Origin of the sequence: Streptomyces sp. 5-10, assembly GCF_014712245.1 — a bacterium.
In the GTDB taxonomy this organism is placed as follows: domain Bacteria; phylum Actinomycetota; class Actinomycetes; order Streptomycetales; family Streptomycetaceae; genus Streptomyces; species Streptomyces violaceusniger.
This window is the reverse complement of the sequence record NZ_JACVYG010000078.1, coordinates 24,465-40,068: the sequence shown is the minus strand read 5'-3', so window position 1 is coordinate 40,068 and position 15,604 is coordinate 24,465. Positions and strand designations below refer to the sequence as shown.

The window sequence follows — 15,604 nt, the reverse complement described above, 5'->3', positions numbered from 1 at the left end:
CCCCGGCCCGCCCCGCGGCCGGTGCACAACCTGCTCCAGGGCCAGCCGGACGCCGCCTCCTTCCCCCGCACCGCCTGGCTCGCCTCGGCCCGCCGCGCCCTGGCCGCCGCGCCCCACGAGGCGTTCGGCCCCGGCGATCCGCGCGGCCGCCCGGAGCTGCGCCGCGCCCTGGCCGACTACCTCGCCCGCGTCCGCGGCGTACGCACCGACCCCGAGCGGATCGTCGTCTGCGCGGGCTTCGCGCACGCGCTGCGGCTGCTGGGCGACACCCGGCTGCTGCGGCCCCGGATGGCCGTCGAGTCCTACGGCCTGGACTTCCACCGCTCGCTCCTGAGGTCCGCCGGGATCCGTACGGTCCCGCTCCCCCTGGACGGCGATGGCGCCCTTACGGGGGGACTGGCCGACCTCGACGGCGTACGGGCGGCCCTGCTCACCCCCGCCCACCAGTTCCCCACCGGCGGTCCACTGCACCCCGAGCGGCGGGCCGCGGCCGTCGCCTGGGCGCGGGAGAGCGATGGTCTGGTGCTGGAGGACGACTACGACGGGGAGTTCCGCTACGACCGCCGTCCGGTGGGCGCCGTCCAGGGCCTCGACCCCGACCGGGTGCTCTACCTCGGCTCGGCCAGCAAGAGCCTCTCCCCGGCGCTGCGGCTGGGCTGGATGGTGCTGCCGGACCACCTGGTCGACGGCCTGCTGGCCACCAAGGGGGAGCGCGAGGGATGGACCGGCGTCCTCGACCAGCTGACCCTCGCGGACTTCATCGAATCGGGCGGATACGACCGCCATGTGCGCCGTATGCGCCAGCACTACCGCCGTCGGCGGGATCAGCTCGTCACCGCCCTCGCCGAACGCGCGCCCCATATCCGCGTCTCGGGGATCGCGGCCGGTCTGCACGCGGTGCTGGAGCTGCCGCCCGGCACCGAGCGGTCCGCCCTGCGCGCCGCCGCCTGGCAGGGGCTGGCGCTCGACGGCCTCGGCGGCTACCGCCACCCGGATGCCACCACACCGCATCGCGACGGGCTCGTGGTGGGCTACGCGACCCCGCCCGAGCACTCCTTCGCGGGGGCGCTGGACGTGCTGTGCCGCGCCCTGCCGCCCGAACAGACGGCCACCTGACGTTGTGGCGGCCACTCGGAGTCGAGCAACCCGACGTTGCGCTACCCGACGTGCAGCCACCCGACATTGAGCCACCCAACGCTGAGCCGCCCGACGTTGTGGCGGCTCCCTGTCGCTGAGGCGGTCATGACGCTCTGAGCAGCGCCCCTTCACGCCACTTGAGGATCTTGTCGAAGCTCACCACCACCCCGCCGCGACCCGGACGGTCGCGGTAGCGGACATGGTCGGTGAGGGCCTCGATGAGAAAGAGCCCCCGTCCGTGCTCCGCCTGTGGCGGGGCCGGACTGCGCGGCTGCTGTGGTCTCGGCGCGCCCGCCGGACGCCGCTCGTTCCGGGTGCGGGCCTCGCGGCGGACGGTGCCACGTCCGGCGAAGCCGGGACCGGAGTCGGTGACCTCGATACGGCAGGTGTCGCCGTCGATATAGGCCGTGACTCGATAATCCCCGCCCGTGCCGTCGCGACCCCCGTGCTCCACCGCGTTCGCACACGCCTCGGAGAGGGCGACCGACAGATCGTAGGAGATCTCCGGATCCACTCCGGCCGTCTCCATGGTGCCGAGGAGCAGTCGTCGTGCGAGCGGAACGCTCGCCGCCTCGCGGGGCAAATGGAGTGACCACCAGATGCTCATGCTCCAGCCTCCCGGCCGCGGCTCGACATACCGTTACGTATTGCCTGGGTCCATGGTCCGTAAGCGTGTTATTGACGTGACTCCGCTCATTCAGCGGACGCGCTCGATGCGCGAACCGGTGTATGGGCCTGTCCTGGTGTGCGCCGGTACGCCCCACCCGCCGTAGGGAACGCGTCCACACAGTGGGATGATGGCGCGGCCATGGCTTCCCCTGTCGCCCGTGCCGGCGCCGATCTGCGAATGCTGCGGGCCGCGGTGTTCACCGCGGTCTGCGTCGTGCTGTCCGCGGCGGGGCATGTGCTGGGCTCCTGCGCCACCGTGCCGCTGTGGACGCTGGGCGTGGGCTGCGCGGCGATGTTCACGGTGGCGCTGTCGCTGGCCGGGCGGGAGCGCTCGCTGCCCGGGATCGCGGCCGTGCTGGCCATGGGGCAGCTGGCGCTGCACGCGCTCTTCGCGCTCGGGCAGGACCGGGCCGCGGCGGCCGAGGAGGCCGCCCATCGGGCCGACGCCGCCCAGGGCCAGGTGATCGGCCTGGCCGCCAGGCTGCTGTGCGCCTCGGGCCCCGGGCGGCTCGACGCCGCGACGGCCCACCGGGTCGTCGCCCACGCGGGCATCGCCCCCTCCGCCGCGCACGGCGGCCCGCACGCCATGCCGGCGTCCACCGCCCCGGCGGGGCAGGCGGCCGGGATGGAGAGCCTGCTGCCGTCGCTGCCCATGGCCCTGGGCCATCTGCTCGCCGCGCTGGCCATCGGCTGGCTGCTGCGCCGGGGCGAGATGGCCGTATGGCGGGCGGTGCGGCTGTCGGTGGACGGGGCCCGAGGGGTCGCGGAGGCCGCGCTCGTACGGGCGCTGCGCGCCGCCCTGAGGCTCGTACGGGTGCTCCTGGCCCCTTCGCAGGCGCCTTACGGCGGGCCGTGCCGTCCGCGCACGGCCGAGCGGGACGAGGGCGGGACGACGGCCCTCGTCCTCCAGCACAGCGTGATCAGGCGGGGACCGCCGGTTTGGGACCTCGCGGCCTGACCGACGCGACGCTCCTCCAGCGGGACCGGAGGGCGGCCGCGACGTCGCCGCACGCGCGCCCACCCATCTGATCATTCCTGTTCTGGAGTGTTGACATGAACGCCATGCGTCTCCGCCGTCTGCCGGTCCTCGGCGCCCTCACCGCGGGCGGCCTGGTGCTGCTCACCGCGGGCCCGGCCTTCGCGCACGTGAGCGTGCAGCCCGGCCAGGCCGAGAAGGGCGGCTACACCACCATCAACTTCAAGGTGCCCAACGAGCGCGACGACTCCTCCACCGTCAAGCTCGAGGTGACCCTCCCCGCCGACCACCCGCTCGCCTCGGTGATGCCCCAGCCGGTGCCCGGCTGGGACGTCAAGGTCACCAAGTCCAAGCTCCCCAAGCCCATGGAGACGCACGGCGAGAAGATCACCGAGGCGGTCACCAAGGTCACCTGGACCGGCGGCAAGATCGAGCCGGGGATGTTCCAGCAGTTCCCGCTCTCGGTCGGCCAGCTGCCCGACGACGCCGACCAGCTCGCCTTCAAGGCCCTCCAGACGTACGACGACAAGGAGGTCGTGCGCTGGATCGAGGAGCCCAAGGAGGGCGCCGCCGAACCCGAGAACCCGGCTCCGGTGCTCAAGCTGGTCGCCCCGGCCGAGGGCTCGGACGGCGCCGCCGCGGCGTCCGGCCAGGACAAGGGCTCCGAGAAGGCCGGAGCGGAGAGTTCCGCCTCCAAGGACGCCTCGGACGACGAGGACGGCAGCGACACCACCGCCCGGGTGCTGGGCATCGCGGGCATCGTCATCGGCGCCGCCGGTGTCGTCTTCGGCGTGGTCGCCAGCCGCCGCCGCTCCGCCTGACCGCCGACCACCCCACCGCATGCGTGTGACCGCCGGTGACCACGGGTCCTGAACCGACCGCGTGATCCCGGCGGGGCGGCGGGCCCCGCGCCCGCCGCCCCCGCGCGCCACCGATCCCCCCTCTTTTGGAGAACAGCTCCATGCGCACCAAAATCCTGGCCACCGCGCTCGTCGCCGCCGCCGCGCTCACCCTCAGCGCCTGCGGCGGCTCGGACGACGGGGGCAAGGGCGACAACGCCGCCGCCGAGGTCAAGGGCGGCCAGAAGCCCGGGGAGGCCATCGTCCTCGACCAGGCGAAGGCCAAGCCGGACCTCGTCCTCACCGACACCGACGGCAAGAAGTACGACCTGCTGAAGGAGACCAAGGGCCGGCCCACCCTGCTCTTCTTCGGCTACACCCACTGCCCGGACGTCTGCCCGCTGACCATGAGCAACGTCGGCATCGCCGTGAAGAAGCTCCCCAAGGCCGAGCGGGAGAAGCTGCGGGTCGTCTTCGTCAGCACCGACCCCGCCCGCGACACCCCCAAGCGGATCCGCTCCTGGCTGGACGCCCAGGGCGGCACCGACTTCGTCGGCCTGACCGGCGACTTCAACACCATCGAGGCCGCCGCGCGGCCGCTGGGCATCTACATCGAGAAGCCGAAGAAGGAGAAGGACGGCAGCATCACCGTCAGCCACGGCGCCGAGGTGATCGGCTTCTCGCCCAAGGACGGCAAGGGCCACTGGATCTACACGACGGAGGCCACGGCGGATCGTTACGCCAAGGACCTGCCGAAGATCATCGAGGGGCGGAACCCGTGATGGCGACCGGTCCCGGCCTCCGTAAGGCGGCCACCGCGGTCCTCGCCGTCGGCCTGTCCACCGCGCTCACCGCCTGCGGGAGCGACGACAGCGGCGGCGGGAACGGCGGGGACCACGCGGGCCACAAGGGCGCCCCGAAGCTGTCGGTGAGCGGCGCCTACGTTTCGCGGCCGCCCATGGACGACATGGCGGCGGGCTACCTGACCGTACGGAACGCCGGTGGCGGCGCCGACGTGCTGACGTCCGTCACCACCCCGCTCGCCTCCGAGGTCACCCTGCACACCACCAAGGGCACCCGGATGAAGCAGGTGAGCTCGCTCGATGTCCCGGCCGACGGCCGGCTCGAGCTGACCAGCGGCGGAGATCATCTGATGCTGACAAACCTCACCCACCGGCCGAAGGTCGGTGAGAGGGTCAGCTTCACCCTTCACTTCGCCACCTCCGACCCCATCGAGATCAAAGTCCCGGTCGAGCCGACGACGTACCGCCCCAAGGACTGACGCCCGATGCCCTCGCTGACCTCCCTGGCCCCCGCCGGGCCCACCGCGACTCCCACCCGGACCACCGCGACCGCCCGGCGGCTGATGGCGATCTGCGGCACCCTGCTCGCCGCGCTGCTGTGCGCGCTGAGCGTGGGCGCCAGTTCCGCGTCCGCGCACGCCGCGCTCACCTCGACCGACCCCGCCGACGGCTCGGTGGTGAAGACCGCCCCCAGGGAGGTCACGCTGAACTTCTCGGAGGGCGTGCTGCTCTCCGGCGACTCGGTGCGCGTGCTCGACCCCAAGGGCAAGCGCGTGGACACCGGGAAGACCGCCCATGTCGGCGGCAAGTCGTCGACCGCCGCCGCCGGGCTGCACTCCGGGCTGCCGGACGGCACCTACACGGTGGCGTGGAAGGCGGTCTCGGAGGACAGCCACCCGGTGAGCGGCGCGTTCACCTTCTCCATCGGCGCCCCGTCCAAGACCAAGGCGAAGGTGCCCACGGGCGAGGCGTCCGACAGCACGGTCAGCACGCTCTACGGGATCGGCCGGTACGCCGCCTACGGCGGTTTCGCGGCGCTCGTGGGCGGCTGTGTGTTCGCCGGGCTCTGCCGGTCCTCGCGCCCGGTGCGGAAGATCGCCGTGGGCGGCTGGGCGACGGTCTTCACGGCCAGCCTGCTGCTGTTGCTGCTGCGCGGGCCGTACACCGACGGCGAGGGGATCGGCGGGGTCCTCGACCTCGGCAGGCTGGGCGATGTGCTGTCCACCAAGCCGGGCGCGGCGTTGCTGTCCCGGCTGCTGCTGCTCGGCGCGGCGGCGGTCTTCCTGGCCGTGCTCTTCGGCTCGTACACCCGGCGCACCGGGGAGCGGGAGGCGGACGCCCGGCGCCGCCAGGACCTCGCCTTCGGGCTCGGCTTCGGCGGCACGGTGATGGCCGTGGGCCTCGCCGCGACCTGGGCGATGGCCGAGCATGCCTCGGTGGGCCTGCAGCGGCAGCTGGCCATGCCGGTGGACGTGATCCATCTGATCGCGGTCGGGGTCTGGCTGGGCGGTCTGGCCTCGCTCGCGGTGACGCTCCGGTCGGGTGAGCCGATCGAGCGGGCGGCCGTGCGCCGCTTCTCGCGGCTCGCCTTCGGCTCGGTCGTCGCCCTGGTGGTCACCGGGCTGTACCAGTCGTGGCGGCAAGTGGGCTCCTGGGGCGCGCTGACCGACACCGAGTACGGGCGATGGCTGCTGGTCAAGGTGGGTCTGGTGGCGGTGCTCGTCGGCATCGCCGCCATCTCGCGCCGCTGGACCGGGCGCCTTACGGATGCCACGGAGGCGGCCGGAGCCGAGGCAGAGGCCGAGGCGGACGCGGAGGCCAAGGCCGGCGCGGAAGCCGCGGCCGAGAGCGCTGCCGGGACCGATGTCGAAGCCACGGCCGACGAGGCCGAGGCCGGGGCCAAGGCGGCGGTGAAGGCAGCGCGGCCGGTCCGTACCGGTGCGGCCGACGCGGCGGTCGGCACCCCCACCGACGCCCCCGCCGATGCCCCCGCCGACGCCGCAACCGAGTCCGGTGACGGGCCCGGCGACAGCTCCGGTACCGGCGCCGCCGACGGCGATCCCGTGCGCGCCACCCAGCTCGCCCGTCAGCGGGCCGCCAAGGACAAGACCGCCACGCTGCGGGAGCGCGACGCCGACCGCGAGCGCAGCGGGCTGCGCCGGTCGGTGATCGCCGAGACCGTCGTGGCCGTCGTGCTGCTCGCGGTGGCCACCGTGCTCAGCGGCACCCAGCCCGGCCGGGCCGAAACCGAGCAGGCCGGCGCCTCGGCCACCAAGCCCGTGGACCGGCTGAACGTCGATCCGGTGAGCGTGCTGATCCCCTACGACACGGGTCCCAAGAGCGGTCGCGGCAAGGCCGTGGTGATGATCGAACCCGCCCTGCCGGGTGACAACGCGCTGCACGTCTTCACCACCGACCTGGCCGACCGTCCCGTGGACGTGCCCGAAGTCAAGCTGTCGCTGACGCTCAAGGACAAGGGGATCGGGCCGCTGCGCATCCCGCTCGAACGCCTCTCGACCGGGCACTGGAGCGCCAAGACCGTCCAGCTCCCCATGGCGGGCACCTGGCAGCTCTCCCTGACCGTACGAACCTCCGACATCGACCAGGTGACGGAGACCAGGAACGTGAAAGTCGCTCAATGACCACAGAGCAAGCCCCCTCGTCCGGCATCTCCCGGCGGCGTCTGCTGGGTTCGGCGGGCGCCGCCGGAGCGGCCGGACTGGTCGCCGGCGGAGCCGCCGGAGCCTACGCGTCCGAGGCGACGCGGGAGACACCCGCACCCCTCAGCTCGCTGGGCGCGACCGCCGTGCCCTTCCACGGCAGACGCCAGCCGGGCATCACCACCCCCCTCCAGGCCCATGGCCATCTCCTCGCCTTCGACCTGGCGCCCGGTGCGAACCGTAAGGCGGCCGCCGCGCTGCTGCGCCGCTGGTCGCGGACGGCCAGGGAGCTGATGGCGGGCGAGGCCCCACCGGACGACACCGGGATCGCGCTCGACGCCGGTCCCTCGTCCCTTACGGTCACCTTCGGCTTCGGCCGGACCTTCTTCGGCAAGGCGGGGGTCGAGGACCAGCTGCCGGAGGCACTCGCCCCGCTCCCCGACTTCGTCTCGGACGCGCTCGACCGCAAGCGCAGCAACGGCGATCTGTGGATCCAGATCGGTGCCAACGACGCGCTGGTCGCCTTCCACGCGCTGCGCGCCCTGCAGCGCGAGGCCGCGGACACGGCCCGGCTGCGCTGGCAGATGAACGGTTTCAACCGGTCCCCCGGCGCCACCGGCCGTCCCATGACCACCCGCAACCTCATGGGGCAGATCGACGGCACCAACAACCCCAAGCCGACCGACGACGACTTCGAGCGGCGGATCTTCGTACCGGAGAGGGGCGAGCCCGCGTGGATGGCGGGCGGCTCCTACGCGGTCGTCCGGCGCATCCGGATGCTGTTGGACTCCTGGGACCACCTCTCCCTGGAGCGGCAGGAGAAGGTGGTCGGCCGCCGCAAGTCGGACGGCGCCCCGCTGTCCGGCGGCACCGAAACCACCCCGGTCCAGCTCGACAAGGTCGACAAGAACGGTGCGCTGGCCATCGCGGGCGCCGCCCACGTACGGGTCGCGGCGCCCGCGTCCAACCAGGGCGCCGCGATGCTGCGCAGGCCCTTCTCCTACCACGACGGCTTCCGCGACGACGGGGCGCCGGACGCCGGGCTGCTCTTCATCGCCTGGCAGGCGGACCCGATGAAGGGGTTCGTGCCGGTGCAGCGGAAGCTGGACCTGGGCGACGATCTGTCGCGGTTCCTGCGGCACGAGGCCAGCGCGCTGTTCGCGGTGCCTCCGGGCTGCGCCCCGGGGGAGTACGTGGGTCAGGCACTCTTGGAGGGATAGGAAAGGGGACGAGCCGCCCCGAGGCATCGCGTCCACGGGGTGTCCACAGGAGTTCCACCATGCGGGTCGGCGGCCAGGGCCGACGCGGGTATCGTGGCGGTCTCGTCTGATCACAGGGAGCGACCGTGATGTCGGCCAGCCGCTATGCCTACCTCGGCCCCGAGGGCACCTTCACCGAGGCCGCGCTGCGGTCCATGCCGGAGGCCGCCACCCGGGAGCTGGTGCCGATGGTCTCCGTGCCGGTGGCGCTCGACGCGGTGCGCTCCGGAGCCGCGGCGGCCGCCCTGGTGCCCATCGAGAACTCGGTCGAGGGCGGGGTCACCGCGACCCTCGACGAGCTCGCCACCGGCGAACCACTGATGATCTACCGCGAGGTGCTGCTGTCGATCAGCTTCGCGCTGCTGGTGCGGCCGGGCACCGCGCTCGCGGACATCAAGACGGTGACCGGGCATCCGGTGGCCCAGCCCCAGGTGCGCAACTGGCTGGCGGCGAACCTCCCGGACGCCGTGTGGGAGTCGGCCGCCTCGAACGCGGACGGTGCGCGGCTGGTGCAGGAGGGGCGGTACGACGCGGCGTTCGCGGGCGAGTTCGCGGCGTCCAGGTACGGTCTGGAGCCGCTGGTCACCGACATCCACGACGCGCAGAACGCGATGACCCGCTTCGTGCTGGCCGGCCGCCCGGCCCGGCCCGCCGCCCGGACCGGCGCGGACAAGACCTCCGTGGTGATCTGGCTCGGTGACGACCACCCGGGCGCGCTGCTGGAGCTGCTGCAGGAGTTCTCCGCGCGCGGGGTCAACATGATGCGGATCGAGTCGCGCCCGACCGGCGAGGGCATCGGCCGCTACTGCTTCTCGGTGGACTGTGAGGGGCACATCACCGACCGGCGGGTGGGCTCGGCCCTGATGGGGCTGAAGCGGATCTGCCCGAAGGTGCGGTTCCTGGGCTCGTACCCCCGGGCGGGTGTGACGGCCGAGGACATGGCGCCGCTGCGGCACGGGACGTCGGACGAGGCGTTCACGGAGGCGGCGGAGTGGCTGGCCCGCTGCCAGGACGGCCGGGCCTGAGACCCGCGCCTGAGGGGACCCGCGCCTGGGGGCTCGCTGAGGACCCGGGACCCGGGGGACCCGCTGGGAACCCGCTGGGGATCAACAGAATCGCTGCGGAAAAGTTATCCACAGGCTGATGCCGCGCGCTGGGGATAAGTCGACTTCCCCAATCCGGCACAGCGGATACATCGCGGCATCCTCCGCATTTACCGCCATCATCGGGCATTACTCACTTGTCACCCCAATTGACTCGACCAACTCTTTGGAGTGAGGGATTCCTCTCTTGTGGGATGTGTGAACGCGGTTTGACAGGGGAATCCATCGCCGAGCATCTGGGCGACCCCAATGATCATCGCGACATCCACAGATCTCACACACAGCCTGTGGATAACTTCGGGGATTCCCCTCACACCTGTGGACAACCAATCCCCAACTCACCCTGCACACAAGGGAAGAAGGTCGACCCGGCGCCGCCTCTTTGCCCCTTTTCGGGGAATGCGGAAGCATTCCTTGACGGTGGCCGTCACAGGAATTCCCCGGTTTACCCACAGCCCCAAAAGGGGGCAAAACCGGACTCAAAGGAATATCGCGTCGAGCAGCCGAGGTCACACCGGTAACCTGGGGGGGTGATTGACCTTCGCCTGCTCCGTGAGGACCCCGATCGTGTGCGCGCCTCCCAGCGCGCTCGTGGAGAGGACGTCGGCATCGTCGACGCGCTCCTGACCGCCGACGAGCGGCGCAGGTCCTCCAGTGTCCGCTTCGACGAGCTGCGCGCCGAGCAGAAGGCGCTCGGCAAGCTCATCCCCAAGGCCTCCGGTGACGAGAAGGCCGAGCTGCTGAAGAAGGCGGGCGAGCTCTCCGCCGCCGTCAAGGCGGCCGACGCCGAGCAGGACGCGGCCGCCGAGGAGACCCAGCGGCTCCTGCTCCAGCTGGGCAATCTGGTCCACCCCGAGGTCCCGATCGGCGGCGAGGACGACTTCGCCGTCCTGGAGACCGTCGGCACCCCGCGCGACTTCGAGGCCGAGGGCTTCGCGCCCAAGGACCACCTGGAGCTCGGCGAGCTGCTCGGCGCGATCGACACCGAGCGCGGCGCCAAGGTCTCCGGCTCCCGCTTCTACTACCTGACCGGCATCGGCGCCCTGCTGGAGTTCGCGCTGGTGAACGCGGCGATGGCGCAGGCCACCGCGGCGGGCTTCACCCCGGTGCTCACCCCGGCGCTGGTCAAGCCGAAGGCCATGGAGGGCACCGGCTTCCTGGGCCAGGCCGCGGAGGACGTCTACCACCTGGACAAGGACGACCTCTACCTGGTCGGCACCTCCGAGGTCCCGCTGGCCGCGTACCACATGGACGAGATCCTGGACGCGGAGCAGCTCCCGCGGCGCTACGCCGGGTTCTCCTCCTGCTTCCGCCGTGAGGCCGGGTCGTACGGCAAGGACACCCGGGGCATCTTCCGGGTGCACCAGTTCGACAAGGTCGAGATGTTCGTCTACACGACGCCGGAGGAGGCCGAGGCCGAGCACCAGCGGCTGCTGGAGTGGGAGAAGCAGTGGCTGACCTCGCTGGAGCTGCCGTTCCGGGTGGTCGACCTGGCCTCGGGTGACCTGGGCTCGTCCGCGACGCGGAAGTTCGACTGCGAGGCGTGGATCCCGACGCAGGGCAAGTACCGCGAGCTGACCTCGACCTCCAACACCACCGAGTTCCAGTCGCGGCGGCTGTCGATCCGGATGCGCGAGGGCAAGAAGGTCCGTCCGCTGGCCACGCTCAACGGCACGCTGTGCGCGATCACCCGGACCATCGTCGCGATCCTCGAGAACCACCAGCGGGCCGACGGCTCGGTGCGGGTGCCCGAGGCGCTACGGCCGTTCCTCGGCGGGCGCGAGGTCCTGGAACCGGTCGCGCGGTGAGCGGCGGCGACGTCCTTCCGTACCGCCTGGTCGCGACCGATCTCGACGGGACACTGCTGCGCCCGGACCACACCGTCTCCGCGCGGACCCGTGCCGCGCTCGCCGCGGCCACCGCGGCGGGCGCCGCGCACATCGTGGTCACCGGGCGGACCGTCCCGGTGGCCCGGCACATACTCGACGACCTCGGCTACGAGGGGCTGGCGGTGTGCGGCCAGGGCGCTCAGCTCTACCACGCGGGTGAGCACCGGCTGCTGACCTCCGTCACGCTGGACCGGCAGGTGGCGCTGCTGGCGCTGGAGAAGATCGAGGCGGAGATCGGCCCCCTGTTCCTGGCCGCGGCCCGCGACGGGCTGGACGGCGAGGTGCTGTTCGGCGAGGGGTACCGGATGGACCACGACGGGATGTCCCTGGTGCCCTTCACGGAGTCGGCCGAGCTGTGGTCGCAACCCATCAGCAAGCTCTACATCCAGCACGCCGAGTTGGGCGACGACGCGCTCGCGGACGCCGCCCGGACGGCCGCCGGGGGCCTGGTCGGGGTGACGATGGCCGGCACCGGGCTGGTGGAGCTGCTGCCGCTGGGGCTGACGAAGGCCACGGGCCTGTCGATGGCCGCGCGCCGGCTGGGGATGACCGCCGAGGACGCGATCGCCTTCGGTGACATGCCCAATGACATCCCGATGTTCGGCTGGGCGAAGCACGCGGTCGCGATGGCGAACGCGCACCAGGACCTCAAGGCCGTCGCCGACGAGATCACCGCGTCCAACGCCGAGGACGGCATCGCCGTGGTGCTGGAGCGGCTCTTCCCGGCGGCGGCGAGCCGGTGAACCGGCCGGATGCCGGTGCGGCCGCATCGGCGAACCGCCCGGCATCCGGGCTCGGCAGCGGGAATCGGGCCCTCCGCCGTGACCTGCGGGCCCGGTCGCGGAAGGGTCAGCCGAAGACCTTGACCGCCTGGTAGTACGTCCAGGCCGTACCGTCGCACGACGTCTTGGTGGCACCGCTGTAGGCGCCGCACACCCGCTTCAGGTCCTCGTAGAAGGCGCTGTCGAGGCGCGCCTTGTTGGCGTCGAAGATGCCCATCGCCTTGTGGTTGCGGTAGCCGAAGTCATGCCGGGCGCAGGCGGTCTGGAAGGGGAAGCCGAACGGGTTGTCGGGGGAGCTGCTGCAGTAGTCGGTGGACCAGTCGAACTGGTAGGCGGCCCAGGCACCCTGGTTGTTCCGCGCCGCGAGCCAGGTGTTGTAGCTGCTGGCGCTGGTCTGGGTCCAGCCGGCGAGGACCTGCTGCTTGTCCGCGGGGACCGCCTGGGCGGGTGCGGCCAGGGCGATGGTGGCGGCCGCGGTGACCGCGGTGGCGGCGAGACTCGTGACGAGGCGACGCATTCGGGTTCCCTCCGTTTTTCACTTCTGACACCCCCTCAAAAGCTCGTGGCGAAGGGAGGGGGCGGCGCGGTGTGATCCAGCGCACGCCAAGAGTTCGCCAGGTCCCTGACAACCGTCAAGATCTACATCGACGTAGAGATGAACAGAGTTCGACCACCAGAGTTTCGGAGTTTTCTCCAACTACCGCTGGTACGAGGGACGTTCAGGAGGCGTGCCAGGGCACCCGGGAGGGAGGCGACAGCAGCGGCCCGGGGCCCTTGACCCGGCGGAGGATCGGGGAGGTCTCCATGTCCCGCACGGAGGTCAGCTCGGCGATACGGGTCGTCAGATAGGTGTAGAGGGCCGGTACATCGGCGCAGACCACGGTCGCCAGCAGATTCTTCGTCCCGGTGGTCGCACATGCGAACGCCACCTCGGGGTGGTTCGCGAGCGTCTGCCCGGTGGCGGCCAGCTCCGACGGCAGTACCGACAGCCAAATCGCGGTGGTGACGCCCTGGCTGAACAGCCGGTGGGAGTAGTCGACGTCGAAGTACAGGGTGCCGTCGGCGCGCAGATCGGCCAGCCGGCGGCGCACGGTCGACTGCGACCAGCCGGTGGCGGCGGCCAGTTCGGCCAGTGGCGCCCGACCGTCCCCCGCGAGGACGTCCAGCAGCTTGCGGTCCCCGGCGCCCACCGGTCCGCGCGGGCCCTTCGACCGGTCCGGGGCGGGCGTACGCAGCCGCGCGATCTGCTCGGCCGTCAGCGCCTCGGACTTGTTGACCAGGCCCTGCTCCCCGCCGAAGTACTCATGCAGCACGCAGTGCGCGCTCACCCCCACCACCCGTGGCGTCCGCGGCAGTTTGCGCAGCAGCAGGGCGTCGCTGTCCTGGCCGGTCGCCGCGCGCGTCGACGCGGCGACCTCGGTGCCGTCGGAGAGCACATGCACCCAGGAGGTGTCGGGCCGCCGGGCCAGCGCCTCGGCCACCGGCAGGGCGGCATCCGGCAGGCACCGCACCCGTACCATCCAGACCACGTCGCCGACCGCCGCCGGGTCGGTGAGCCCCAGCACCCGGAGCGCGCCGGTCGTCCGCAGCCGGGTGTAGCGGCGGGCCACGGTCTGGTCGGAGACGCCCAGCACCTCGGCGAGCCGACTGAAGGGGGCCCGGCCGTCGAGCTGGAGGGCGTGCACCAGCGCCCGGTCCAGGTCGTCGTACGCGTCGGATTCCACCGCACCAAGCTAGCGGGGGTCGGATATCGCCGCCGGGCCGGGGCCCGGCTGGGAGAAGCGGCCGGGTCGGGGCGACCGTAAGAGCCGCGGGAGCCGCCCTCGGGGCCGGCCCCGCCTCCCCTTGTCGGAATGTGCCGGATCCCGGAGTCAGTCATGCGCAGATCATGGTGGCCGCTCGCCGCCATCACCCTCGGCAACTTCATGCTGTTGATAGACGTCACGATCGTGAACACCGCGCTGCCCCAGGTGGCACGGGGGCTGGACGCGTCCTTCACCTCCCTCCAGTGGGTGATGGACATCTACGCGCTGGCGCTGGCCGCGCTGCTGATGGTGGCCGGATCGGCGGCGGACCTCTTCGGACGGCGGCGGCTGTATCTCGTCGGCCTCGCGGTGTTCGCGATCTCCTCCCTGGTCTGCGGTCTGGCACCGGACGCCGGGGTGCTGATCGCGGCCCGCGCCGTGCAGGGGGTGGGGGCCGCGGCCATGTTCGCCACCAACACCCCGCTGCTGATGGCCACGTACTCCGGCCGCGACCGCGGTATCGCCTTCGGCGTGTGGGGCGGTACGAGCGGGGCGGCCGCGGCGGTCGGCCCGGTGCTGGGCGGGGTGCTGACCGAGTACGTCGACTGGCGCGCGATCTTCCTGGTCAATCTGCCGCTGACGGCGATCGCGGTGTGGATCACGGTCCGCTCCATCGAGGAGTCGCGCGGCGCGGCGGGGGTGCGCATCGACTGGCCGGGCGCCGCCTCGTTCACGGTGTGCGCCGGGGCGCTGACGTACGGGCTGATGCGCGGCGGTGAGGAGGGCTGGGCCGACACCGGCACGGTCACCGCGCTGGTGGCGGCCGTGGTCGCGCTGCTCGCCTTCGTCCTGCTGGAGCGCGGGAAGCGGCAGCCGCTGCTGGACCTGGGGCTGATGCGCCGCCCGACGTTCGCGGTGCTGATGGCGGCGGCCCTGCTGCTCCAGGCCGCGGCCTTCCCGTACCTCACCTACGCCGGGCTGTGGCTGCAGTCGGTGCTGGGGATGAGCCCGGTGCAGGCGGGGCTCGCGGTGACGCCGATGGCGGGTGTCTCGCTGGTCGTCGGCGCGGCGGGCGGACGGCTGCTGGACCGGGTCGCGCCCGGGCGGGCGCTCGGCGGCGGGCTGCTGCTGGTGGGCACGGGCGCGCTGGTCAACGCGGCGATGGTGACCCCGGACGCGGACTGGACCGCGTTCGTCCCCGGCCTGGCCCTGGCCGGTCTGGGGATCGGCCTGGCCATGCCGGTGCTGGTCTCGGCGGCCCTCGGCTCGGCCCCGCCGGAGCGGGCGGGCATGGCCAGCGGCGCGGTGAACACCTTCCGGCAGCTGGGCTACGCACTGGGGATCGCCGTCCTGGGCACGGTGTTCGCGACGCGGGTGCGGGACATGGTGGACGGCGGCGACACCGTTCCGGCCCGGGCGGCCGGGCAGGCCGCCGAGGCCATCAGCGGCGGCCACGCCGACGCCGTGATCGCCGCCGCGCCCCCGGCCCGGGCGGACGCGGCGCGCGCCCTGGTCCACGAGTCGTTCGCGGCCGGTCTCGACCGCATCTGCGTCATCGCCGGCATCGCGGCCCTGGCGGCGGGCCTGCTGGTCCTCGCCGTCGTCCGCGGCGGGCCCGGCGGCACGCCCCCGGAGCCGACCCCCGAGAAGTCCCCGCCGGAGCCGGTCCACGCCTGAGCGGTGGCCGGGCACGAGCCATGAGGCGCATGAGGCATGAGGCGCATGAGGCATGAGGGGCATGA

General features: G+C 72.5%; 14 protein-coding genes. 11 read left to right on the top strand and 3 right to left on the bottom strand.

From position 1 onward, the window contains the following. On the top strand, window positions 1-1,116 hold a 1,116-nt coding region (locus IEJ02_RS44450), incomplete at its 5' end, for an aminotransferase-like domain-containing protein (protein ID WP_191069994.1). A gap of 124 nt (window positions 1,117-1,240) precedes the next feature. Here IEJ02_RS44450 and IEJ02_RS44445 read toward each other — a convergent pair. Then, entirely contained in the window at window positions 1,241-1,744 is a 504-nt protein-coding gene (locus tag IEJ02_RS44445; RefSeq protein WP_121824507.1) for an ATP-binding protein, read from the bottom strand. Between the two features lie 201 nt (window positions 1,745-1,945). Here IEJ02_RS44445 and IEJ02_RS44440 point away from each other — a divergent pair, with 201 nt between their 5' ends. From IEJ02_RS44440 to IEJ02_RS44400, 9 genes are all read left to right on the top strand, one after another. After that, window positions 1,946-2,764, top strand: coding sequence for a hypothetical protein (locus IEJ02_RS44440; RefSeq protein WP_191069993.1), 819 nt, complete (start codon window positions 1,946-1,948; stop codon window positions 2,762-2,764). A gap of 95 nt (window positions 2,765-2,859) precedes the next feature. Beyond that, the gene (locus IEJ02_RS44435; protein ID WP_370467236.1) at window positions 2,860-3,603 is read left to right on the top strand and encodes a YcnI family copper-binding membrane protein; all 744 of its coding nucleotides are present in this window, start codon (window positions 2,860-2,862) and stop codon (window positions 3,601-3,603) included. A gap of 140 nt (window positions 3,604-3,743) precedes the next feature. Then, on the top strand, window positions 3,744-4,403 hold the full coding sequence (locus tag IEJ02_RS44430; RefSeq protein ID WP_191069992.1) for an SCO family protein: 660 nt from the start codon (window positions 3,744-3,746) through the stop codon (window positions 4,401-4,403). After that, window positions 4,403-4,903, top strand: a complete 501-nt coding sequence (locus IEJ02_RS44425) for a copper chaperone PCu(A)C (protein ID WP_191069991.1) — start codon at window positions 4,403-4,405, stop codon at window positions 4,901-4,903. Before IEJ02_RS44430 ends, IEJ02_RS44425 begins: the two co-directional genes overlap by 1 nt. Window positions 4,904-4,909: 6 nt before the next feature. Further along, window positions 4,910-7,066, top strand: coding sequence for a copper resistance CopC/CopD family protein (locus IEJ02_RS44420; RefSeq protein WP_191069990.1), 2,157 nt, complete (start codon window positions 4,910-4,912; stop codon window positions 7,064-7,066). After that, entirely contained in the window at window positions 7,063-8,304 is a 1,242-nt protein-coding gene (efeB, locus tag IEJ02_RS44415; protein ID WP_191069989.1) for an iron uptake transporter deferrochelatase/peroxidase subunit, read from the top strand. Before IEJ02_RS44420 ends, efeB begins: the two co-directional genes overlap by 4 nt. 128 nt (window positions 8,305-8,432) lie before the next feature. Continuing rightward, window positions 8,433-9,368: a prephenate dehydratase gene (gene pheA / locus IEJ02_RS44410; RefSeq protein ID WP_191069988.1), complete on the top strand. Its 936-nt coding sequence runs from the start codon at window positions 8,433-8,435 to the stop codon at window positions 9,366-9,368. Between the two features lie 608 nt (window positions 9,369-9,976). Further along, entirely contained in the window at window positions 9,977-11,254 is a 1,278-nt protein-coding gene (gene serS, locus IEJ02_RS44405; protein WP_191069987.1) for a serine--tRNA ligase, read from the top strand. After that, a complete protein-coding gene (locus IEJ02_RS44400; RefSeq protein WP_191069986.1) occupies window positions 11,251-12,078 on the top strand; it encodes an HAD family hydrolase in 828 nt (275 codons plus the stop codon). The genes serS and IEJ02_RS44400 overlap by 4 nt, the downstream gene beginning before the upstream one ends. A 106-nt stretch (window positions 12,079-12,184) precedes the next feature. Here the strand turns inward: IEJ02_RS44400 and IEJ02_RS44395 are convergent, their stop codons facing one another. Both IEJ02_RS44395 and IEJ02_RS44390 read right to left on the bottom strand, forming a co-directional pair. Beyond that, window positions 12,185-12,634: a phospholipase gene (locus IEJ02_RS44395; protein ID WP_191069985.1), complete on the bottom strand. Its 450-nt coding sequence runs from the start codon at window positions 12,632-12,634 to the stop codon at window positions 12,185-12,187. A 202-nt stretch (window positions 12,635-12,836) separates the two neighbouring features. Beyond that, window positions 12,837-13,841 carry an Lrp/AsnC family transcriptional regulator gene (locus tag IEJ02_RS44390; RefSeq protein WP_191069984.1) on the bottom strand — a complete coding sequence of 335 codons (1,005 nt, stop codon included), beginning with the start codon at window positions 13,839-13,841 and terminating at the stop codon, window positions 12,837-12,839. 153 nt (window positions 13,842-13,994) lie between these two features. Here IEJ02_RS44390 and IEJ02_RS44385 point away from each other — a divergent pair, with 153 nt between their 5' ends. Continuing rightward, window positions 13,995-15,539, top strand: coding sequence for an MFS transporter (locus tag IEJ02_RS44385; protein WP_191069983.1), 1,545 nt, complete (start codon window positions 13,995-13,997; stop codon window positions 15,537-15,539). The last annotated feature ends 65 nt before the right edge of the window (window positions 15,540-15,604 follow it).

Coding starts and splice junctions, on each gene's coding strand:
- IEJ02_RS44395 (WP_191069985.1), bottom strand. CDS start 12,634: ATGCGTCGCCTCGTCACGAGTCTCGCCGCCACCGCGGTCACCGCGGCC.
- pheA (WP_191069988.1), top strand. CDS start 8,433: ATGTCGGCCAGCCGCTATGCCTACCTCGGCCCCGAGGGCACCTTCACC.
- IEJ02_RS44385 (WP_191069983.1), top strand. CDS start 13,995: ATGCGCAGATCATGGTGGCCGCTCGCCGCCATCACCCTCGGCAACTTC.
- IEJ02_RS44420 (WP_191069990.1), top strand. CDS start 4,910: ATGCCCTCGCTGACCTCCCTGGCCCCCGCCGGGCCCACCGCGACTCCC.
- IEJ02_RS44445 (WP_121824507.1), bottom strand. CDS start 1,744: ATGAGCATCTGGTGGTCACTCCATTTGCCCCGCGAGGCGGCGAGCGTT.
- efeB (WP_191069989.1), top strand. CDS start 7,063: ATGACCACAGAGCAAGCCCCCTCGTCCGGCATCTCCCGGCGGCGTCTG.
- IEJ02_RS44430 (WP_191069992.1), top strand. CDS start 3,744: ATGCGCACCAAAATCCTGGCCACCGCGCTCGTCGCCGCCGCCGCGCTC.
- IEJ02_RS44440 (WP_191069993.1), top strand. CDS start 1,946: ATGGCTTCCCCTGTCGCCCGTGCCGGCGCCGATCTGCGAATGCTGCGG.
- IEJ02_RS44425 (WP_191069991.1), top strand. CDS start 4,403: ATGGCGACCGGTCCCGGCCTCCGTAAGGCGGCCACCGCGGTCCTCGCC.
- IEJ02_RS44435 (WP_370467236.1), top strand. CDS start 2,860: ATGAACGCCATGCGTCTCCGCCGTCTGCCGGTCCTCGGCGCCCTCACC.